Origin of the sequence: Mycobacterium hackensackense, assembly GCF_025822555.1 — a bacterium.
Taxonomy (GTDB): domain Bacteria; phylum Actinomycetota; class Actinomycetes; order Mycobacteriales; family Mycobacteriaceae; genus Mycobacterium; species Mycobacterium fluoranthenivorans.
Genome location: NZ_JACKUC010000030.1, coordinates 1,809,900 through 1,830,035 on the forward strand (window position 1 = coordinate 1,809,900; position 20,136 = coordinate 1,830,035).

Here is a 20,136-nt window from a genome sequence, read left to right on the forward strand (position 1 = left end):
CCGGCCCCGCCGGCGTGGCGAGAGGAAATCATGGGGCAGTTCGACAACAAGGTGTCCATCGTCACCGGTGCCGGCGGCGGTATCGGCCAGGCCTACGCCGAGGCGTTGGCCCGGGAAGGCGCGGCGGTCGTCGTCGCCGATATCAACCTCGAGGGCGCCCAGAAGGTCGCCGACGGTATCAAAGGGGAGGGCGGGACCGCGCTCGCGCTGCCCGTCGACGTGTCGGATCCGGTGTCGGCCAAGGCGATGGCGGACCAGACGCTCGCCGAATTCGGTGGTATCGACCACCTGGTGAACAACGCCGCCATCTTCGGCGGAATGAAGCTGGACTTCCTGCTCACCGTCGACCCCGAGTACTACAAGAAGTTCATGAGCGTCAACCTCGACGGTGCGTTGTGGTGTACCCGGGCGGTCTACAAGAAGATGGCCAAGCGCGGTGGCGGGGCGATCGTCAACCAGTCCTCCACGGCGGCATGGCTTTACTCGAACTTCTACGGTTTGGCCAAGGTCGGTATCAACGGTCTCACCCAGCAGCTCTCCCGCGAGCTCGGCGGCCAGAACATCCGGATCAACGCCATCGCCCCGGGCCCGATCGACACCGAAGCCAACCGCAGCACCACTCCGCAGGAGATGGTCGCGGATATCGTCAAGGCCATCCCGCTGTCGCGGATGGGGCAGCCCGAGGACCTGGTCGGCATGCTCCTGTTCCTGCTCTCCGATCAAGCCAACTGGATCACCGGCCAGATCTTCAACGTCGATGGCGGACAGATCTTCCGGGCATGAGCGAGCTGAGACTGGGGTACATCGGCCTGGGCAACCAGGGCGCACCGATGGCCAGAAGGCTGGTCGACTGGCCAGGCGGACTCACGGTGTTCGATGTGCGCCGCGACGCGATGACACCGTTCGCCGAATCAGGCGCGACGGCGGCGGACGATATCGCCGAGGTGGCCAAGGCCGATGTCATCAGTGTCACCGTGCTCACCGACGCGCAGGTGCGTGACGTCGTCGGCCGGCTGGCCGAGCACGCCACGCCGGGCACGGTGATCGCGATCCACTCCACGATCGAGCCGAACACCGCGGCTGAGCTCGCCGAGCAGTTGCAGCCCAAGGGCATCCATGTGGTCGACGCGCCGGTCAGTGGTGGCGCGGGTGCCGCCGACAAGGGCGAACTGGCTGTCATGGTGGGCGCGAGCGACGAAGCTTACGAATTGGTCAAGCCGGTGTTCAAGAAATGGGCGTCGATGGTGGTGCGTGCCGGCGAGCCCGGCGCGGGTACCAGGATGAAGCTGGCTCGCAACATGCTCACCTTCATCGGGTTCGCGGCCGCATGTGAGGCGCAGCAACTGGCCGAGGCGTCCGGTATCGATCTGCAGAAGCTGGGCCGGGTGGTGCGCCACAGCGACGCACAGAGCGGCGGGCCCGGGGCCATCATGGTGCGCGATGACACCAAGCAGCTGACTCCCGACCACTGGATATATGACATGTTCATCCACACCCGCGGTCTGGCGGAGAAGGACCTCACGCTCGCCCTCGGGCTGGGCGAGGTTGTGGGAGTGGATCTTCCGCTGGCCAGGGTGGCGCTGGACCGCTTGGCCGACGGCCTCGGCGTACCGCACACGAAGGAGTGACGCAGTGAGTTCTGACGATCGTCGCCAGCAGGGCCTGCAGAAGATGAACGAGGTCTACGGCTGGGAGATGCCCGATATCCAGGGCGACCCGTACTTCGACCTGACCGTCGAACACCTCTTCGGCACCATCTGGACCCGGCCGGGGTTGTCGATGCGGGACAAGCGCCTGCTGACGCTCGCCGCGGTGACGGCGGTGGGAAATTCGGATCTGGCCGAGATCCAGATCAACGCCGCGCTGCACAACGGGGAGATCACCGCGGAGGAACTCAAAGAGGTGTCGGTGTTCCTGACCCACTACCTCGGGTTCCCGTTGGGTTCCAAGCTGGACGGCGCGGTGAGCAAGGTGGTGCGGCAGCGTAAGAAGGCGGCCGAGCGCGGTGCCGGCGAGGACAAGAAGGGCAATGTCAACGCCGCGGTGAAGATGCATTCCGGGGGCAGCGTCGATGAACAGTAGATATGCGGCGCTGACACGCGAGGAGCTGGCAACACTGGTCCCGGAGTTGCTGCTGATCGGTCAGTTGATCGACCGGTCCGGAATGGCGTGGTGCATATCGTCGTTCGGCCGTGAGGAAATGCTGCAGATCGCCATCGAGGAGTGGGCGGCCTCCAGTCCGCTGTACACCAAGCGGATGCAGAAGGCGCTCAAGTACGAGGGCGTGGACATCTTCACCCTGTTCAAGGGCCTGCAGCTGGACATCGGTGCGCCGCCGCAGTTCATGGACTTCCGCTATGTCGTGCACGACCGATGGCACGGCGAGTTCTATCTGGATCACTGCGGTGCGCTGCTCGACGTCGAACCGATGGGCGAGGAATACGTCAAGGGCATGTGCCACGACATCGAGGACCCCACCTTCGATGCCACCGCGTTGGCCACCAACCGCAGGGCGCAGGTCCGGCCCATCCACCGGCCGCCCCGTACACCCTCTGATCAGCACCCGCATTGCCGGTGGACCGTCATCATCGACGAGTCCTACCCCGAGGTGCCGTTCATCCCGGCGATGGACATCGTCGGTGCGACCCATGCCTACGCGTGTGAGTTGGATCCGATCGACCCGAACGACGAAGGTATGGCCGACTATTCGGGTGAGTTGCTCGCAGATGTCGATTTCGGCGCGTTCTCCCACTCGGCACTGGTCCGGATCGCGGATGAGGTCTGCATCCAGATGCACCTGCTGGTCAAGTCGTTCACGATTGCGGTGGACAAGCGCGCCAAGGACGATGTGGCCCTCGCGCGGTCGATCCGCACGAAGCAGTTGATCGGCATCGCCGGTGTCGCCGCCTCGCGAATTCACAAGGCGCTCAAGCTCAGCACGGACGTACGCGGCGCGTTGCGGGTGCTCGAACTGCACCCGCTGCTCAACCCGGCCGCCTATGTGTCCGCCGATATCGACCCGGATTTCGTGCACGTGCGCCGCTCGTCGGCCTATGAGGACGGCTCGTGGATCTCGCTGGTCTCACCGGTGGCGGATGCCCCGCTGCAGGCGATCGTGGCGGCGGTCGATCCTCATCTGCGCGCCGAGGTGTCCGGTACCGAGTCGGACTGGACCGTGCGCGTCATCGAGACCGACACCGCGGCCAAGAAACATCCCGAGGTCGAGGTGTGCGAGTTCAGTGGCGGTGCGTCCTGGGTGTTCGAGGAGCGCAAGTCGCTGCCGCTGACCGTCGTGTGATCACCCGATCACAGAGTCACCGTCGCCACGCCGTCCGTGAGGAAAGCCGGCAGCGCCACTTTGCCGATGCCGATCCAGGTATTCGCGTCCATCACGCCGGCCTCAGTGCCGGAGCGACCCAGCGTCGCAGGTAGGCGCGCAACTCGGCCCCGGTGCGTGGGGGGCGCCCCGGGTCGACGACGAACGACTGGATGATGCGCAGCAGGTACTCGGCGAGCTCGTCGAGATCGGCGTCGTCGAACCCGGCGGCCGCCCAATCCACGTCGAAACGTCGCACCACCGACTGTGCGAACTGCAGGGCGATATCCGAGGTCATCGATTCGGTGAGGGCAGGGGAGCGGCCGGGCGCCAGCAGCAACCCGATGTGCTTGTCCTTGGGCAGCCACTCCAATGCGGTCGCGATCGCCTCCACGGCGGCGTCCATCGGATTGGTCATGCCCTGGATGTGGGACGCCAGACGCTCCAGGAAATCGGAGGCCGCGACCACACCGGCCTGCATCAGCAGCGCATCGGTGCTGGGGAAGTACCGGTAGACGGTCTGGCGGGTGACACCCAGCGTGCGCGCGACATCGGCGATCGAGAAGTCTGCGCCGCGTTCGTCGATGGCCTTGCCGGCGGCGGCCAGAATGCGCGCGACCGCCTCCTCATCGCTTGCCGGGGCGGCGCCGGACCAGCCGTGGGTTCGCACTCGGGAATCTTAAAGGACTATTTGTAGGAAACCTGCAGGTCCTTCACTCCGTTGATCCAGCCGGAGCGCAGGCGAAGTGGCTCGGCGAGTTTGGAGATATCGGGGATCTGGTCGGCGATCTCGTTGAACATCAGCTTGATCTCCATGCGGGCGAGGTTGGCGCCGATGCAGAAATGGGCACCGTTGCCGCCGAAGGCCAGGTGTGGGTTGGGGTTGCGCAGGATGTCGAAGGTGAACGGGTTCTCGAACACCTCTTCGTCATAGTTGGCCGAGCTGTAGAACAGCCCGGCGCGCTGGCCCTTGCGGATGGTCACCCCGCCGATCTCGGTGTCGACGAGTGCGGTGCGCTGGAAACAGTGCACCGGTGTGGCCCAGCGGATGATCTCCTCGATGGCGGTGTCGGGCCGCTCGCGCTTGAAAAGCTCCCACTGGTCCGGGTTTTCGAAGAAGGCGTTCATCCCGTGGGTCATGGCGTTGCGGGTGGTCTCGTTGCCGGCCACGGCCAGCAGGATCACGAAGAACGCGAATTCGACGTCCGTGATGCCTCCGCCGGCTTCATCTCCCAAATCGGCCTGCACCAGCCGGGTGACGATATCGTCGGCCGGGCATTTCCGGCGGGCCTCGGCCATGGTGTAGGCGTAGCCCATCAGCTCGGCGTTGGCCGTGGTGGGATCGGCGTCGAAATCCGGGTCGTCGGTGTTCATGATGCAGTTGGACCAGTGGAAGATCTTCTCCCGGTCTTCTTCCGGGACGCCGATCAGATCCGCGATGGCCAGCAGGGGCAGCGGCATCGCCACTTCGTCAACAAAGTTGCCGGAGTTTCGTTCCTTGGCGGCGGCCACGATCTCGCGCGCGGCCACCGCGAGCTTGTGCTCGAGCGCGGCCACCGAGCGCGGGGTGAACAACCGGGACACCAGCTTGCGCAACCGGGTGTGCTCGGGGGCGTCATGGTTGATCAGCAGGGCCTTGGTGAGGTCGAGCTGATCGGCGGTGATGCCGTCGGGTAGGCGCATGACCGCGCCCTTGGCGTTGGTGGACCACACATCGCCGCCGTTGCGGGAGATGGCCTTGATGTCTTCGTGGCGGCTGATCACCCAGTAGCCGCCGTCGTCGAAGATCGACTCACCCTGCTCGTTCCACCACACCGGCGCCGTCTTGCGCAGCGCGGCGAACTCGGTGACCGGGATGCCCTGTAGCAGCACGTCGGGATCGGTGAAGTCGTAACCCTTACCGAACGGGCAGGCGCTTTCCAGCGTCGTCATTGTGGCCTCCTGGTGTGACATACCGCACTCGTTGCATCGACCATACACTGCAATGTCAACTGTATGGCCGTGGCTTTCGGGCCGGGCCCCGCGGTGGGCCGATAAGGTGATCACTCGTGCGCGTCCTCGTAATCGGATCCGGTGCCCGTGAGCACGCCCTGCTACTGGCGCTCAGCCGCGATCCCGGCGTCGACTATCTGGCCGTGGCGCCCGGTAACGCCGGGACGGCCGCGGTCGCCGAGCAGTACGACGTCGATGCGACGTCCGGCGAGTCGGTCGTCGCCCTGGCGCGGCGTCTGGACGCCGACCTGGTGGTCATCGGCCCGGAGGTGCCCCTGGTGCTGGGGGTCGCCGACGCCCTGCGCAAGGCCGGCATCGCCACGTTCGGCCCGTCCAAGGACGCCGCCCGTATCGAAGGATCCAAGGCGTTCGCCAAGGACGTGATGACCGTCGCCGGAGTGCGGACGGCCACCAGCGAGATCGTCGACAACCCCGCCCGCCTGGACGCGGCCCTGGACCGCTTCGGGCCGCCCGCCGGTCAGCAGGCCTGGGTGGTCAAGGACGACGGTCTGGCTGCGGGCAAAGGTGTGGTGGTCAGCGCCGACCGTGAGGCCGCTCGTGCGCACGCGGCGGCACTGCTCGACTCCGGGCACCCGGTGCTGCTGGAGTCGTTCCTGGACGGCCCCGAGGTGTCGCTGTTCTGTGTCGTCGACGGCGAGACGGTGGTGCCGCTCTTGCCGGCGCAGGACTTCAAGCGTGTCGGTGACAACGACACCGGCCCCAACACCGGTGGGATGGGCGCCTACACCCCGCTGCCGTGGCTGCCGGACGAGGTTCTCGCGCAGATTGTCGACGAGGTTGTCAAACCCGTTGCTGCCGAACTTGTTTCGCGCGGGAACTCATTCTCCGGCCTGCTGTACGCGGGCCTGGCCATCACCTCGAACGGGCCCGCTGTGGTCGAGTTCAACTGCCGCTTCGGCGATCCCGAGACCCAGGCCGTGCTCGCCCTGCTGGAATCACCGCTGGGCACGCTGCTGCACGCCGCCGCCACGGGGACCCTGGCGGACCATCCGCCGCTGCAGTGGCGGGACGGTTCGGCCGCCACCGTGGTGATCGCCGCCGAGAACTATCCGGGCCGGCCGCGCGTCGGTGACGTGATCACCGGTTCGGAAGCCGACGGTGTCCTGCACGCCGGTACCACCCGGCGTGACGACGGTGCCATCGTCTCCTCCGGCGGGCGGGTGCTGTCGGTGGTGGGCACCGGCGCCGACCTTTCCGCTGCGCGCGCCGATGCTTACCGGCGGATCGAATCAATCCGCTTGCCGGGCAGTCATTTCCGTACCGACATCGGATTGGCCGCGGCGCAGGGCCGGATCTCGCTTCCGGCCGACCCCGGGGAGTGATTACGCGACCAGCAGGGGGCCCATCCAGGCCGCCTCGGCCGGCAGTTGCGAGCTCCAGAACCCGGCGTCATGGCCACCGGGGGAGAAGCCGCCCGACGGCGGTGTCGGCAGCTGCGCGATGAACTGCCGGGTCGCCGAGGCGAACGGATCGCTGTTGCCGATGTCGATGCGGATCGGGATGGACCCCAGCGCGGGCAGGCCCCACACGCTGTTGGCCGCGTAGTCGTCGGCGCCGTCGAATGCGCCCGGTGCGGTGGCCCCCGAGGACGTCCACAGCGCCGGGCTGACCGCGCAGATCGCCGCGGTGCGGGCCGGCCCCAGCCGCGCGCCCAGCAGCAGTGCGCCGTACCCACCCATCGACCAACCCAGGAAACCCACCCGCGAGGTATCCAGGTCCTGGCCGGCCAGCATCGGGATCAGCTCGTCGAGGACCATCGCGCCGGCGTCGTCACCGTCGGCACGCTTGTGCCAGTACCCGCCGCCGCCGTCGACCGCGACCACCGCGAACGGCGGGATTCCGGTGGCCACGGCCTGCGCCAGGCCGTCCTCGACACCGCCGGCCATCACCGTCGCCGCGTCACTGCCCTTCCCATGGAGCGCGATCACCGCACGCAGCGGCGCCGTCTGGCCGGGCGGGCGGGCGATGGCCCAGTTGGTGGTGATCCCGCCGCGGGCCGCCGAGACGAATGATCCGGTGACGTAGGTCGGGGCCGGTGCGCTCGGGGGAGGCGGCGCGAGTGGCGCGCCCACGCTCGTCATCGCCACCGGTGGAGTGGTGGCCTGCGGAGCGGAGGGCAGCGAGCCCAGTGCGTAGGCGCCCGCCGCTCCGACGGCGGCGCCGACGCCCAGCCGTAGAACAGTCCGGCGAGTGACGTCTGGCATGCGGGCCATCATGCCATCGGCCCGGTGACATTCTTGTGCGGTGCCTTGGCGATTGCCGCAAAACCCCCATACAGCAGGCCATTTGCTGGCAGCATGCAAGGCGTGACGGCGGCAGTGACCCCCAAGGGAGAGCGGCGGCGGGGCGCTCTCGTCAGCGCCGCCGCCGATCTGCTGTGCGAGGGCGGGTTCGACGCGGTGCGCCACCGCGCGGTGGCGCGACGAGCCGGTCTGCCGCTGGCGTCGACGACGTACTACTTCTCCTCCCTGGACGACCTCATCGCCAAAGCCGTCGAACACGTCGGCACCCGCGAGGCCGAACATCTCAAGACACAGGTCGCGACGCTGTCCCGGCGGCGCCGCGGCGCGGAGTCCACCGCCGACCTGCTGGTGGACCTTCTGGTCGGTGACGACCCGGGGTCCCGGGTCCCCGAACTCATCTCCCGCTACGAGCGCTATATCGCGTGCGCGCGGCAACCGGAACTGCGCACCATCCAGCGCCGGATCCTGCGCGAACGCACCGACGCCGTCGTCGAGGTGGTCGAGCGCTCAGGGCGCACGGTGCACACCGAACTGCTCACCGCGCTGGTCCGCGCCGTCGACGGTGCGGTGGTCGCCGCGCTCGTCGACGACGGCGATACGCCGCGTGAGACCGCCCGCGCGACCCTGATGGATGTGATCGACGTTCTCGCGCCGTTCGACTGACTCGTAAGCTGTGTGCTCGTGAGCATCCCGAATGTCCTGGCCAGCCGCTACGCAAGCGATGACATGGTGGCCATCTGGTCACCCGAAGCCAAGATCGTCGCCGAACGCCGGTTGTGGCTGGCTGTCCTGCGCGCGCAGGCCGAACTCGGGGTGGCGGTGCCCGACGGCGTGGTGGCCGACTACGAGCGCGTGCTGGAGCAGGTGGACCTGGCGTCCATCGCCGCGCGCGAACGCGTCACCCGGCACGACGTGAAGGCCCGCATCGAGGAGTTCAACGCACTGGCCGGCCACGAGCACGTGCACAAGGGCATGACGAGCCGCGACCTGACCGAGAACGTCGAGCAGCTGCAGATCCGGCGGTCGCTGGAGTTGGTGTTCTCCCACGGGGTGGCCGTCGTCGCGCGGCTGGCCGAGCGGGCGGCGCTGTACCGCGAGCTGGTGATGGCGGGGCGTTCGCACAACGTCGCGGCGCAGGCCACCACGCTGGGCAAGCGGTTCGCCTCGGCGGCCGAGGAGACGCTGGTGGCGTTGCAGCGGCTGCGCGAGCTGATCGACCGGTACCCGCTGCGCGGGATCAAGGGGCCGATGGGCACCGCCCAGGACATGCTCGACCTGTTCGACGGGGACACCGATCGGCTCGCCGAACTGGAACGCCGGGTCGCCCAATTCCTCGGATTCACAGACGTTTTCACCAGCGTCGGCCAGGTGTATCCGCGGTCGCTGGACCACGACGTGCTCTCGGCGCTGGTGCAGTTGGGCGCGGGGCCCTCCTCGTTCGCGCACACCATCCGGCTGATGGCCGGGCATGAGCTGGTCACCGAGGGATTCGCGCCCGGGCAGGTGGGGTCCTCGGCCATGCCGCACAAGATGAACACCCGCTCCTGTGAACGGGTGAACGGTCTGCAGGTGGTGCTACGGGGCTATGCGTCAATGGCCGCCGAGTTGGCCGGCGCCCAGTGGAATGAGGGCGATGTGTTCTGTTCGGTGGTGCGCCGGGTCGCGCTGCCGGACGCGTTCTTCGCCATCGACGGGCAGATCGAGACGTTCCTGACGGTGCTCGACGAGTTCGGTGCCTACCCCGCGGTGATCCAGCGCGAACTGGACCGCTATCTGCCGTTCCTGGCGACCACCCGGATCCTCATCGCCGCGGTACGTGCCGGGGTGGGACGTGAATCCGCCCACGAGGTGATCAAGGAACACGCGGTGGCCGTCGCGCTGGCGATGCGGGAAAAGGGTGTGGAACCAGACCTGTTGGATCGGTTGGCGGCCGACCCGCGGCTGCCGCTGGACCGGGTCGCCCTCGACGCGGCGCTGGCCGACCGTGCCGCCTTCAGTGGCGCGGCGTCGGCGCAGGTGGATGCGGTGGTGAGTGCGGTCGACGAACTGGTGAGCCGCTACCCGGAGGCGGCCAAGTACACCTCGGGTGCCATCTTGTGACGTCCGCAGATCTGACAGATCTGGATAATTTCGCTCAGGGGTTCCCCCATGAGCTGTTCGCCGAGCATCGGCGTTGCGCACCCGTGTTCTGGCACGCGCCGACCGAACACACACCGGATGGCGAAGGCTTCTGGTCCGTCGCCACTCACGCGGAAACGCTTGCGGTGCTTCGTGATCCGGTGACATTCTCGTCCGTCACCGGCGGTTCCCGGCCGTACGGCGGGACGCTGCTGCAGGACCTGTCCATCGCGGGTCAGGTGCTCAACATGATGGACGATCCGCGGCATGCGCAGATCCGCAGGTTGGTGTCCTCCGGGCTGACCCCGCGGATGATCAGCCGGGTCGAAACCGACCTGCGCGGGCGAGCCCGGAGTCTGCTGGACGCGGTGCAACCAGGTGTGGCTGTGGACTTCCTGGTCGAGGTGGCCGCCGAGTTGCCGATGCAGATGATCTGCATCCTGCTGGGAATCCCGGAATCGGAACGGCATTGGTTGTTTCATGCCATCGAGCCGCAGTTCGACTTCTCCGGGCGCAGTGCCGAGGTGGGCCAGCTGACGGCCGAGGAGGCCGGGTCGCGGATGTACACCTACGGCATGGAGCTGATTGCGGCCAAACGCTCGGCGCCGACGGATGACATGCTCTCGGTGGTGGCCAACGCCGGCGTGAACGACACCGACACCGAGTTGTCCGATCTCGAGCTGTATCTGTTCTTCAGCCTGTTGTTCAGCGCCGGTGCGGAGACCACGCGCAACGCCGTCGCCGGCGGGTTGCTGTCGCTGATCGAGCACCCCGCACAGTTCCAGGCATTGCGCGCGGATATGTCGTTGCTGCCCAACGCCATCGAGGAGATGGTGCGGTGGACGACGCCCTCGCCGTCGAAGCGGCGCACCGCCACCCGAGAGGTGTCACTCGGCGGTGTGACGATCACCGCGGGACAGAAGGTCCAGGTGTGGGAAGGGTCGGCCAACCGCGACGAGTTGGTCTTCTCGGATCCGGACACGTTCGACATCACCCGTAAGCCCAATCCACACCTGGGATTCGGCTACGGCGTGCACTACTGCCTGGGTGCCAACCTGGCCCGCCTGGAATTGCGGGTGATGTTCGAGGAGCTGCTGACGCGGTTCTCCGGTGCCGAGTTGGCGGCGCCGGTGGAATGGACCCGTAGCAACCGGCATACCGGCATACGCCACCTGTTCGTCGCCCTCCAGTGATTTGTGCACGTTTACCGGCGGGTGCCGCCGCTAAACGTGCACACGTTTCACGGCGTGCCGAATCTCGGCGATGACGCGCTCGGGGTATTCGGTGAGGTCCAGCCAGGTGAACCGCAGGACCTGCCAGTTGAGCAGCGCTATCTCGTTCTGTTTGACGCGGTCCCGGTGGAAATCGTCGGCCGCGGTGTGAAACGGAAGTCCGTCGACTTCGACGACGACCCGCGCGGCGGCGAACAGAACGTCGACCTCCCAGCGCCCGATGCATTGATTGGCCTTCCATCCCGTGATGCCCGCATCGCGAAGTGCCCTGATGAGCAGCCGTTCCGCCTCGGAATGGGCGCCGCCGTCGGCGGCCTGCAACAGCCGGCGAGCTGCCGGGGAACCGTGGCGTCCCTTGTTCTGCAGATGGGCACGCCAGAGCTGTCGGAGTTCCACGAGGTGCAGTTGCATTGCGGTATCGATGATCTTCATGCCGCCACCACGCCGGGCTGCGGCCTCCACGATCGTCAAGGCAGGCGTGGTGACGCGCAGTCCTCGCCGCTCGACGATGTCAGTTGGCGCGAGGTCACGACGACGAGCCCGGACACCAGCGCGCTTCGGATGATTGCTCACCTTGGGCACTGTCACTTCGACGACAGCCGGCGCGTACTTGGTCAGCTCGAGCCACCACGCTGCGGCCAGGCCCGTCGCCGTCGCCGCGTCACCGTACGCCCAGACTGCGGCCCGTACCCGAGCCGCGTCAGTGAAAGGACGGTCGTCGGCGAAGTAGACGCCGCGCGAACAGCGGCGCCAGTGACCCGATCGGACTCTGCGGTTGACGGCGTCCTGGCTGAGGCCCGCGAGTCGAGCGTGGGCGATGGTGATGACCCCGTCGTGATCGCGCAGAAGGTCTTGGAGCACGTTCTCTTGGACGGCATGACCCCACGGTTGGTTCCGTTCCGGGCGATTTGTGCACGTTCACCGGCGATGGCCGCCGGTGAACGTGCACAAATCGCCTCAGGACGTGAGCTCAGGACTTGAGGCGGATACCGGCCGCGTGCAGTTCCAGCAGGGCCAGGCCGCGGATGGCCATCCGATCGTCGCGGCGCCACGCCCCGATCGGGTCGGGGTCGATCGCGGTGAGCTTGGCCAGCGGCCGGTTGGCCAGGGCCCGCATGGCCAGCAGTTCCTGGCCGGCGTGGCTGGAGGCCAGCGACAGCACCACCAGCTTGCGGCGGAAGAACCGCAGCCGAAGGAACAGCCAGGGCATCGTCACGGCCAGGATCGGCGTCGCGGCCACGGCAACGGCCAGCACCCACGCCAGCCAGCTCGCGGTGACATCCAGGCTGTGACCGGCGCCGGCGATCTCACCCGCCGCCTTGCTGGCCGCCTTCAGCGGCCCCGCCAGGGTGCCGCCGATGAGCGGCACGTCATCGGTGCTGTCCCCGGCCGACGCCAGATTCCCGGACACCCCGTCGGCGCCGCTCTGCACCTGACGACCCACTTCGGAGATGGTGGCGACCGCCGAGTACACCGCCCCGCCGACCATCACCCAGATGACGATCCAGATGATCACCGCGATATCGCTGAGCAGCTGGGCCAGTAATCGGCCGGGTTTGGTGGCGTAGGGGAGGTACCGCGAACTCATGGCCCTGATCCCAGCACATAGGGTGGGCGGATGCGCCCCGCTCTGACCGACTACCGGCATCTGGCCAGCGGCAAAGTTCGCGAGCTGTACCGCATCGACGACGGCCACCTGCTGTTTGTGGCCTCCGATCGCATCTCGGCCTTCGACTTCATCCTGGACACCGAGATACCCGACAAGGGCCGGATCCTTACCGCGATGAGCGTGTTCTTCTTCGACCACCTCGGCGTGCCCAACCACCTCGCGGGCCCGGCGGACGACGAACGCATCCCGGCCGAGGTGCTGGGCCGCGCCCTGGTGGTGCGCCAGCTGGAGATGCTGCCGGTCGAATGCGTGGCCCGCGGCTACCTGACCGGATCCGGGCTGATCGACTACCAGCAGACCGGTGCCGTGTGCGGGATCGAGCTACCCCCGGGTCTGGTCGAGGCCAGCAAGTTCGCCCAGCCGGTCTTCACCCCGGCCACCAAGGCGGAGCTCGGCGACCACGACGAGAACATCGCCTTCGACGCCGTCGTCAAGCTCGTCGGCGAAGATCGCGCCGCCCAACTGCGCGACCGCACCCTGGCCATCTACTCGAAAGCCGCCGACCACGCCCTGAGCAAGGGGGTGATCGTCGCCGACACCAAGTTCGAGTTCGGGGTGGATGGCGACGGCGAGCTGGTGCTGGCCGACGAGGTCCTGACGCCGGACTCGTCGCGGTACTGGCCCGCTGACAGCTACCAGCCGGGCGTGGTGCAGCCCAGCTACGACAAGCAGTTCGTCCGCAACTGGCTGACCGGTCCGGACTCCGGCTGGGACCGGCATGGGAACACCCCGCCACCGCCGCTGCCCGAGGAGATCGCCGCGGCGACCCGGGCGCGCTATATCGAAGCCTACGAACGTATTTCCGGGCTCAACTTCAACGATTGGATCGGCGCATGACAGGGGCTCCCGTCGCGAAGCGGGTGGCGAAACGCCGCGAACATCACGGCGATGTCTTCGTCGACCACTACGAGTGGTTGCGCGACAAGGAGAGCCCTGAGGTCATCGCCCACCTGGAGGCGGAGAACGAGTACGCGGAGCAGGCCACCGAACATCTGGCGCCGTTGCGGCAGAAGATCTTCGACGAGATCAAGGCCCGCACCAAGGAAACGGATCTGTCGATCCCGACCCGGCGCGGCGAATGGTGGTACTACGGCCGCAGTTTCGAGGGCAAGCAGTACGGCGTGCAGTGCCGGTGCCCGATTGCCGGTCCCGACGACTGGACGCCACCGGAACTCGACGAGAACACCGTGATCCCCGGTGAGCAGATCCTGCTCGACGAGAACGACGAGGCCCACGGGCACGACTTCTTCTCGCTCGGGGCCATCAGTGTCAGCATCGACGGGAACATCCTGGCGTACTCGGTGGATGTCAAGGGTGACGAGCGGTACACCCTGCGGTTCAAAGACTTACGAACCGGGCAACTGTACGAGGACACCATCACCGGGATCGGCTCCGGAGTCACCTGGGCCGCCGACAACCGCACCGTCTACTACGTGACGGTCGACGACGCCTGGCGCCCGGATACCGTGTGGCGGCACCGGCTGGCTGCAGGTCTGCCGTCGCAGAAGGTGTTCCACGAACCCGACGAGCGCTTCTGGCTGGCCGTCGGGCGTACCCGCAGTAACAAATACGTGCTGATCGCGGCGGGCAGCGCGGTCACCACCGAGGTGCACTACGCCGACGCCGCGGACCCGGAGGCCGAGTTCACCGTCGTGCTGCCGCGGCGCGACCTGGTCGAGTATTCGGTCGAGCACGCCGTGGTCGGCGGCGAGGACCGCTTCCTGATCATGCACAACGACGGGGCGCTGAACTTCACCCTGGTCGATGCCCCGGTGAGTGACCCGACCGCGTTCCGCACCCTGATCGAGGCTCGCGACGATGTCCGTCTCGACGGTGTCGACGCGTTCGAGAAGCACCTGGTGGTGAGCTATCGGCGCGAAGCACTACCGCGAATCCAGTTGTGGCCCATCAGCGCCGACGGAACCTACGGCGCTCCCGAGGAGATCGCGTTCGAATCCGAGTTGATGTCGGCGGGCCTGTCCGGAAACCCGAACTGGTCGTCGCCCAAACTGCGGGTGGGGGCCACCTCGTTCGTCATCCCGGTGCGCATCTACGACCTGGACCTGACCACCGGTGAGCGCACCCTGTTGCGGGAGCAGCCGGTGCTCGGCGACTACCGGCCGCAGGACTACGTCGAGCGCCGGGACTGGGCCGTGGCCGAAGACGGTGCCCGGATCCCGATTTCGATCGTGCACCGGGCCGGGCTGGCCTTTCCCGCGCCTGCGTTGCTGTACGGCTACGGCGCGTACGAATCCTGCGAGGACCCGCGCTTCTCGATCGCGCGCCTGTCCCTGCTGGACCGTGGCATGGTGTTCGCGGTGGCGCATGTCCGCGGCGGTGGGGAGCTCGGCCGGCCGTGGTACGAGAACGGCAAGCTGTTGCAGAAGCGCAACACGTTCACAGATTTCATCGCTGTCGCTGCACATCTGGTGGACACCGACGTGACCCGGCCGCAGAATCTCGTCGCCCTCGGCGGCAGTGCGGGCGGGTTGCTGATCGGCGCGGTGACCAACCTCGCCCCGCAGGCGTTTGCGGGTGTGCTGGCCCAGGTGCCGTTCGTCGATCCCCTGACCACCATCCTGGACCCGTCCCTGCCGCTGACCGTCACCGAATGGGACGAGTGGGGAAACCCGTTGGAGGACAAGAGCGTCTACGAGTACATGAAGTCGTACTCACCATATGAGAACGTCGAGGCCAAGGACTACCCGGCCATCCTGGCCATGACCTCACTCAACGACACCCGGGTGTACTACGTCGAACCCGCGAAATGGGTTGCCGCGCTGCGTCATGTCAAGACCGATGACCACCCGGTGCTGCTGAAGACGGAGATGGCCGCCGGGCACGGCGGTATCAGCGGACGTTACGAACGCTGGAAGGAAGCGGCGTTCCAGTACGCCTGGCTACTGGCCACCGCAGACCGCGACAACTACGGCAGCGGCCAGGTACACAGCCTCTTCGGCGGACCGCAGACCTAGGTTCGCCGTCATCGACGCCGGCGGGTCGGGCATGCGGGCGGCGTAGATGTTGGCCGGGAACATGGCCAGCATCAGCACGAACAGACACCCTGCCGCGGCGACCCGCGTGGGTGGATAGACCACACCGACCGCGCCCACCAGTTCGAGCACGCCGGTGACGGTGACCAGCAGGGCCGGCGCCGGCAGCGGTGGCGGCACGATGGCGATCATGTCCCGGCGCATTCCCGGCACGAAATGCGCGATCCCGGTCAGGGTGAACATCAGGGCAAGCCCGCACGCGATGGCGGCCGGCCAGGTGTCGGCGAGTGTGGCGCGGGCCGCGAGGCTGCCGAGCATCAGCGCGAGGAAAACGGCCATCGCACCTCCCTCATCTAGGCATTGTCAAGATGAGAATATCGAGAAACTAGACGATGTCAAGATAGGATGCAGACGTGGGAAAACAGACCTATCACCACGGCGACCTGCGGGCGGCGATCCTCTCGCAGGCTGCGGCGCTGGTCGCCGAACGTGGCGCGGACGGCATCTCGCTGCGCGAATTGGCCAGAGCCGCAGGCGTTTCACACGCCGCACCCGCGCATCACTTCACCGATCGGCGTGGGCTGTTCACCGCGCTGGCGGCCGAAGGATTCGGCCTGCTGGCCGCGACCCTGGCCGACGCCCGGCCACAGTTCATCGACGCCGCCAAAGCGTATGTCCGGTTCGCCCTGGATCATCCCGGCCACTACGAGGTGATGTTCGACAAGTCGCTCTACGACGACGATGACCCCGACCTGCTACGCGCCTCGGCCGCCGCGGGTGCCGAACTGAACCGCGGCGTCGGCACCCTGGCGGATCCGCACGCCAAAGCCGATCCCGATGGTGCCGCCCTGGCGGCGTGGTCGCTGGTGCACGGGTTCGCCCAGTTGTGGCTCAACGACGCCTTCGACAAGACGCGCATGGCAGGCGATCCGATCGCCACGGTCGAGAGGCTGGCGGCGATCCTGTTCGACGGCTAGCGTCGTCCCGGTGAGCCTGAACACGATCCCGCTGACCACCCTCGCCGGGGAACCCACCACGCTGGCCGAATTATCCGACGGCGCAACGTTCGTCGTGAACGTCGCCTCCAAGTGTGGCTTGACACCGCAGTACAGCGCGCTGGAGAAGCTGGCACAGGACTACGCCGGCCGGCTCACCGTCGTCGGCGTGCCGTGCAACCAGTTCATGGGACAGGAGCCCGGCACTGCCGAGGAGATCCAGACGTTCTGCTCGACCACCTACGGGGTCAGCTTCCCGCTGCTGGCCAAGACCGACGTCAACGGCGAAGACCGGCATCCGCTGTACGCCGCGCTGACCGAGACCGTCGACGCCGACGGTGCGGCCGGCGACATCCAGTGGAACTTCGAGAAGTTCCTGCTCGCGCCCGGCGGTGCGGTGGTCAACCGGTTCCGGCCCCGCACCGAACCCGATGCACCCGAGGTGATCGCGGCGATCGAAGCCGTACTGGCCGAATAGCCGATCCAAAAGTCAACTTGCGTCCGGGTGTTCGCAACCGTCGCGACACCTGACGTTGCCACACTGTGAACGTGGCAGGAGAACTGATCGTCTCCATTTCCGGTATCAGGGATCGCACCCTGACCGAGGTCGACGCGTTCTGCGGTGAGCTGGACACCCGCGGTGTTCCGGTGTCGCTGATGGTGGCGCCCCGGCTCAAGGGCGACTACCGCCTGGAGCAGGACGGCTCCAGCGTCGAATGGCTCGGCGACCGTCGCAACCGGGGCGACGCCCTGGTCCTGCACGGTTTCGACGAGGCCGCCACCAAGACCCGTCGTGGCGAGTTCGCCGTATTGCCCGCGCACGAGGCGAATCTGCGGCTGACGGGCGCCGACCGCGTTCTGGAACATCTCGGCCTGCGCACCCGGCTGTTCGCCGCGCCGGGCTGGACGGTCTCGCAGGGCACCGTCGCGGCCTTGCCGCGGAACGGATTCCGGTTGCTCATCGGCGTCGCGGGCATCAGCGATCTGATCCGCGACACCACCGTGCGGGCCCGCGTGCTCGGCATCGGCGAGGGATTTCTGACCGAACCGTGGTGGTGCCGCACCCTGGTGCTGTCCGCCGAACGCAGCGCCCGCCGCGGCGGCATGGTGCGACTGGCCGTCTCGGCCCGCCAGCTCCGCCGTACCGGGACTCGGCAGGCCATCCTGGACGCCATCGACCTGGCCCTGATGCACCAGTGCGTGCCTGCGGTGTACCGCTGGACCCCGTATCCGGCTCTCACCGACGCGGCCTGACGCGCTGAACTGCCCGACTCCTCAACGCGGCTCGTTCCTCACCGCTTGATCGTCGTCGGGCTGACGCTGAACTGCCCGACTCCTCAACGCGGCTCGTTCCTCACCGCTTGATCGTCGTCGGGCTGGGGCTAGCCTTGGCGTCATGGACGCCGATGTCATCGTGGTGGGTGCTGGGCTGGCCGGGCTGGTCGCCGCATGCGAACTGGTCGAACGGGGCCGGACGGTCCTGATCGTCGACCAGGAGAACGCCGCCAACATCGGCGGCCAGGCCTACTGGTCGTTCGGCGGGTTGTTCTTCGTCGACAGCCCCGAGCAGCGCCGCCTCGGCATCCGCGACAGCCACGAGCTGGCGTTACAGGATTGGCTGGGCTCCGCCGGCTTCGACCGCACCGAGGACCACTGGCCCCGCCAGTGGGCGCACGCCTATGTCGACTTCGCCGCGGGGGAGAAGCGCCGCTGGCTGCGCGAGCGCGGGCTGCAGACCTTCGCACTGGTCGGCTGGGCTGAGCGCGGCGGCTATGGCGCTCGCGGACACGGGAATTCGGTCCCGCGCTTCCACATCACCTGGGGCACCGGCCCGGCCCTGGTCGACATCTTCGCCCGCCGCCTGCTCGGCCACCCGAAGGTGACCTTCGCGCACCGGCACCGGGTCGACGAGCTCATCGTCACCGACGGCGCCGTCGTCGGTGTGCGCGGCGCGGTGCTGGAACCGTCGGCCGCCGCACGTGGTGTTGCGTCCTCGCGTAACACCGTGGGGGAATTCGATTTCCGGGCCCAGGCCGTGATCGTCGCCAGCGGCGGCATCGGCGGCAACCATGATCTGGTGCGCAAGAACTGGCCGGCCCGGATGGGCACACCACCCACGACGATGCTCTCGGGGGTACCCGAGCACGTCGACGGGCGGATGATCGGGATCGCCGAATCCGCGGGCGCCCAGGTGATCAACGCCGACCGGATGTGGCATTACACCGAAGGCATCACCAACTACGACCCGGTGTGGCCCAACCACGGCATCCGAATCCTGCCCGGGCCCTCCTCGTTGTGGCTGGACGCCACCGGGAAACGCCTGCCGGTGCCGTTGTACCCGGGATTCGACACGCTCGGCACGCTGGAGTACATCGCCGCCACCGGCTACGACTACACCTGGTTTGTGCTCAACGCCCGCATCATCGCCAAGGAGTTCGGCCTGTCCGGGCAGGAGCAGAACCCGGACCTGACCGGGCGCAGCGTCCGCGCCGTGCTGTCCCGCGGCCGGGACGGCGGCCCCGCCCCGGTCCGCGCATTCGTGGACAAGGGCGTCGATTTCGTCACCGCGAACTCACTCCGAGACCTGGTGTCCGCGATGAACGGCGTCGACGGGGTGGCGTCCCTGGACTACGCGACTGTCGAGGCCGAAGTGACCGCACGCGACCGCGAGGTGGTCAACCGCTTCAGCAAGGACGGGCAGATCACCGCGATCCGGGGTGCCCGTGACTATCTGCCGGACCGGGTCGCTCGCGTCGTGGCCCCGCACCGGTTGACCGATCCCAAGGCCGGCCCGCTGATCGCCGTCAAACTGCACATCCTGACCCGCAAATCGCTGGGTGGACTGCACACCGACCTGGAATCGCGGGTTCTCACCGCCGACGGCAGCGCCTTGAGCGGCCTGTACGCCGCGGGTGAGGCCGCCGGCTTCGGCGGGGGCGGCGTGCACGGCTACCGCTCGCTGGAAGGCACTTTCTTGGGTGGCTGCGTGTTCTCCGGCCGGGCCGCGGGCAGGGCGGCAGCCCGCGACACCGCCTGAGGCCCGGCCGCCAGGACCGCCAGGCACACCAGTGCGGTGGCCCACAGCCAGCCGCCGAAGATATCGGTCAGATAGTGGTAGTCGGTCGCGGCCATCCCGATGCCACCGATCACGCTGATCACCGCGGCAAGCGCGGCTCGCCACGCCGTGTAGCCGATGGCCAGCACGAACATCGCCGTCACGGTGGTGACCACCGTGGTGTGTCCGCTGGGGTAGGCGTGGGCCCAGTAGTCGCCGTCCCCTTTGGAACGACCGAACAGCTTCTTGAGCGCCCGCGATCCGAGCAGCGCGAGGACCGGACACAAGGCCGCGGCCACCGCCACCCGCCAGCGCCGCTGCCACAGTGCCACCACCACCGCGCAGAACAGCAGGGCGACCATCGCGATACCCCAGGTGAACCAGAGCATCCAGCGGGGATCCGGGCCGAGGACCCGGTTCATCGCGTTCAGCGCGGCGGTGTCGAAGGGGGTGTTGTTCGGACCGACCAGCAGGCCCAGCACCACCATGGCGGTGATGCCGA

Annotated in this window: 21 protein-coding genes; 14 read left to right on the forward strand and 7 right to left on the reverse strand. The window is 67.6% G+C overall.

The genetic code is table 11. The features are described 5' to 3' along the window. Positions 1–30: 30 nt before the first annotated feature. The 4 genes from H7J86_RS18200 to H7J86_RS18215 are packed head-to-tail and all read left to right on the forward strand — an operon-like array spanning position 31 to position 3,298. Positions 31–783: an SDR family oxidoreductase gene (locus tag H7J86_RS18200; RefSeq protein ID WP_167163153.1), complete on the forward strand. Its 753-nt coding sequence runs from the start codon at positions 31–33 to the stop codon at positions 781–783. Beyond that, complete coding sequence (locus H7J86_RS18205) at positions 780–1,628, forward strand: NAD(P)-dependent oxidoreductase (protein WP_090354408.1); 849 nt, start codon at positions 780–782, stop codon at positions 1,626–1,628. The genes H7J86_RS18200 and H7J86_RS18205 overlap by 4 nt, the downstream gene beginning before the upstream one ends. Before the next feature lie 43 nt (positions 1,629–1,671). After that, positions 1,672–2,082 carry a carboxymuconolactone decarboxylase family protein gene (locus tag H7J86_RS18210; RefSeq protein ID WP_090354410.1) on the forward strand — a complete coding sequence of 137 codons (411 nt, stop codon included), beginning with the start codon at positions 1,672–1,674 and terminating at the stop codon, positions 2,080–2,082. Next, positions 2,072–3,298 carry a hypothetical protein gene (locus H7J86_RS18215; RefSeq protein WP_267292467.1) on the forward strand — a complete coding sequence of 409 codons (1,227 nt, stop codon included), beginning with the start codon at positions 2,072–2,074 and terminating at the stop codon, positions 3,296–3,298. The genes H7J86_RS18210 and H7J86_RS18215 overlap by 11 nt, the downstream gene beginning before the upstream one ends. Before the next feature lie 91 nt (positions 3,299–3,389). Here H7J86_RS18215 and H7J86_RS18220 read toward each other — a convergent pair whose 3' ends face one another. Further along, the gene (locus tag H7J86_RS18220; protein WP_187097042.1) at positions 3,390–3,986 is read right to left on the reverse strand and encodes a TetR/AcrR family transcriptional regulator; all 597 of its coding nucleotides are present in this window, start codon (positions 3,984–3,986) and stop codon (positions 3,390–3,392) included. A 17-nt stretch (positions 3,987–4,003) separates the two neighbouring features. Next, positions 4,004–5,248, reverse strand: coding sequence for a cytochrome P450 (locus tag H7J86_RS18225; protein WP_267292469.1), 1,245 nt, complete (start codon positions 5,246–5,248; stop codon positions 4,004–4,006). A gap of 116 nt (positions 5,249–5,364) precedes the next feature. Here H7J86_RS18225 and purD point away from each other — a divergent pair, with 116 nt between their 5' ends. Next, positions 5,365–6,651, forward strand: coding sequence for a phosphoribosylamine--glycine ligase (gene purD, locus H7J86_RS18230; protein ID WP_267292471.1), 1,287 nt, complete (start codon positions 5,365–5,367; stop codon positions 6,649–6,651). On the opposite strand, the gene H7J86_RS18235 is transcribed toward purD, so the two are convergent. Then, complete coding sequence (locus tag H7J86_RS18235) at positions 6,652–7,545, reverse strand: alpha/beta hydrolase (RefSeq protein ID WP_267292472.1); 894 nt, start codon at positions 7,543–7,545, stop codon at positions 6,652–6,654. Positions 7,546–7,626: 81 nt separating this feature from the next. Here H7J86_RS18235 and H7J86_RS18240 point away from each other — a divergent pair, with 81 nt between their 5' ends. The 3 genes from H7J86_RS18240 to H7J86_RS18250 are packed head-to-tail and all read left to right on the forward strand — an operon-like array spanning position 7,627 to position 10,883. After that, a complete protein-coding gene (locus H7J86_RS18240) occupies positions 7,627–8,235 on the forward strand; it encodes a TetR/AcrR family transcriptional regulator (RefSeq protein ID WP_090354417.1) in 609 nt (202 codons plus the stop codon). A gap of 18 nt (positions 8,236–8,253) precedes the next feature. After that, the gene (purB, locus tag H7J86_RS18245) at positions 8,254–9,672 is read left to right on the forward strand and encodes an adenylosuccinate lyase (protein WP_267292473.1); all 1,419 of its coding nucleotides are present in this window, start codon (positions 8,254–8,256) and stop codon (positions 9,670–9,672) included. Beyond that, positions 9,669–10,883 carry a cytochrome P450 gene (locus H7J86_RS18250; RefSeq protein ID WP_267292475.1) on the forward strand — a complete coding sequence of 405 codons (1,215 nt, stop codon included), beginning with the start codon at positions 9,669–9,671 and terminating at the stop codon, positions 10,881–10,883. The genes purB and H7J86_RS18250 overlap by 4 nt, the downstream gene beginning before the upstream one ends. Positions 10,884–10,913: 30 nt before the next feature. Here H7J86_RS18250 and H7J86_RS18255 read toward each other — a convergent pair whose 3' ends face one another. Next, positions 10,914–11,783, reverse strand: coding sequence for a type IV toxin-antitoxin system AbiEi family antitoxin domain-containing protein (locus H7J86_RS18255; protein ID WP_267292477.1), 870 nt, complete (start codon positions 11,781–11,783; stop codon positions 10,914–10,916). Positions 11,784–11,892: 109 nt separating this feature from the next. Beyond that, on the reverse strand, positions 11,893–12,510 hold the full coding sequence (locus H7J86_RS18260; RefSeq protein ID WP_090354420.1) for a hypothetical protein: 618 nt from the start codon (positions 12,508–12,510) through the stop codon (positions 11,893–11,895). Positions 12,511–12,540: 30 nt separating this feature from the next. On the opposite strand from H7J86_RS18260, the gene H7J86_RS18265 reads away from it, so the two are divergent. Next, positions 12,541–13,428, forward strand: coding sequence for a phosphoribosylaminoimidazolesuccinocarboxamide synthase (locus tag H7J86_RS18265; RefSeq protein ID WP_267292479.1), 888 nt, complete (start codon positions 12,541–12,543; stop codon positions 13,426–13,428). Then, on the forward strand, positions 13,425–15,566 hold the full coding sequence (locus tag H7J86_RS18270) for a S9 family peptidase (protein ID WP_267292481.1): 2,142 nt from the start codon (positions 13,425–13,427) through the stop codon (positions 15,564–15,566). Before H7J86_RS18265 ends, H7J86_RS18270 begins: the two co-directional genes overlap by 4 nt. Here H7J86_RS18270 and H7J86_RS18275 read toward each other — a convergent pair. Next, the gene (locus H7J86_RS18275; protein WP_267292483.1) at positions 15,492–15,923 is read right to left on the reverse strand and encodes a DoxX family protein; all 432 of its coding nucleotides are present in this window, start codon (positions 15,921–15,923) and stop codon (positions 15,492–15,494) included. The genes H7J86_RS18270 and H7J86_RS18275 overlap by 75 nt on opposite strands. A 74-nt stretch (positions 15,924–15,997) precedes the next feature. Between H7J86_RS18275 and H7J86_RS18280 the strand changes: the two genes are divergently transcribed. The 4 genes from H7J86_RS18280 to H7J86_RS18295 all read left to right on the forward strand — a co-directional run bounded on the left by H7J86_RS18280 (position 15,998) and on the right by H7J86_RS18295 (position 19,616). Beyond that, positions 15,998–16,561: a TetR/AcrR family transcriptional regulator gene (locus H7J86_RS18280; protein WP_267292485.1), complete on the forward strand. Its 564-nt coding sequence runs from the start codon at positions 15,998–16,000 to the stop codon at positions 16,559–16,561. 10 nt (positions 16,562–16,571) lie between these two features. Further along, positions 16,572–17,057: a glutathione peroxidase gene (locus H7J86_RS18285; RefSeq protein WP_267292487.1), complete on the forward strand. Its 486-nt coding sequence runs from the start codon at positions 16,572–16,574 to the stop codon at positions 17,055–17,057. A 71-nt stretch (positions 17,058–17,128) separates the two neighbouring features. After that, positions 17,129–17,833 (forward strand): DUF2334 domain-containing protein, encoded by a 705-nt coding sequence (locus H7J86_RS18290; protein ID WP_090355026.1) that lies wholly within the window; start codon positions 17,129–17,131, stop codon positions 17,831–17,833. Positions 17,834–17,975: 142 nt separating this feature from the next. Then, positions 17,976–19,616, forward strand: coding sequence for an FAD-binding dehydrogenase (locus tag H7J86_RS18295; RefSeq protein ID WP_267292489.1), 1,641 nt, complete (start codon positions 17,976–17,978; stop codon positions 19,614–19,616). On the opposite strand, the gene H7J86_RS18300 is transcribed toward H7J86_RS18295, so the two are convergent. After that, on the reverse strand, positions 19,529–20,122 hold the full coding sequence (locus H7J86_RS18300) for a phosphatase PAP2 family protein (RefSeq protein ID WP_139169845.1): 594 nt from the start codon (positions 20,120–20,122) through the stop codon (positions 19,529–19,531). The two genes, H7J86_RS18295 and H7J86_RS18300, sit on opposite strands and share 88 nt — an antisense overlap. Positions 20,123–20,136 lie beyond the last annotated feature (14 nt).

Bases quoted from the DNA above. Each gene is read 5' to 3' on its own strand.
- H7J86_RS18260 (WP_090354420.1), bottom strand. From the start codon at position 12,510: ATGAGTTCGCGGTACCTCCCCTACGCCACCAAACCCGGCCGATTACTG.
- H7J86_RS18200 (WP_167163153.1), top strand. From the start codon at position 31: ATGGGGCAGTTCGACAACAAGGTGTCCATCGTCACCGGTGCCGGCGGC.
- H7J86_RS18235 (WP_267292472.1), bottom strand. From the start codon at position 7,545: ATGATGGCCCGCATGCCAGACGTCACTCGCCGGACTGTTCTACGGCTG.
- H7J86_RS18295 (WP_267292489.1), top strand. From the start codon at position 17,976: ATGGACGCCGATGTCATCGTGGTGGGTGCTGGGCTGGCCGGGCTGGTC.
- H7J86_RS18225 (WP_267292469.1), bottom strand. From the start codon at position 5,248: ATGACGACGCTGGAAAGCGCCTGCCCGTTCGGTAAGGGTTACGACTTC.
- H7J86_RS18240 (WP_090354417.1), top strand. From the start codon at position 7,627: ATGCAAGGCGTGACGGCGGCAGTGACCCCCAAGGGAGAGCGGCGGCGG.
- H7J86_RS18210 (WP_090354410.1), top strand. From the start codon at position 1,672: ATGAACGAGGTCTACGGCTGGGAGATGCCCGATATCCAGGGCGACCCG.
- H7J86_RS18300 (WP_139169845.1), bottom strand. From the start codon at position 20,122: ATGGTGGTGCTGGGCCTGCTGGTCGGTCCGAACAACACCCCCTTCGAC.
- H7J86_RS18205 (WP_090354408.1), top strand. From the start codon at position 780: ATGAGCGAGCTGAGACTGGGGTACATCGGCCTGGGCAACCAGGGCGCA.
- H7J86_RS18275 (WP_267292483.1), bottom strand. From the start codon at position 15,923: ATGGCCGTTTTCCTCGCGCTGATGCTCGGCAGCCTCGCGGCCCGCGCC.
- H7J86_RS18215 (WP_267292467.1), top strand. From the start codon at position 2,072: ATGAACAGTAGATATGCGGCGCTGACACGCGAGGAGCTGGCAACACTG.
- H7J86_RS18265 (WP_267292479.1), top strand. From the start codon at position 12,541: ATGCGCCCCGCTCTGACCGACTACCGGCATCTGGCCAGCGGCAAAGTT.
- H7J86_RS18270 (WP_267292481.1), top strand. From the start codon at position 13,425: ATGACAGGGGCTCCCGTCGCGAAGCGGGTGGCGAAACGCCGCGAACAT.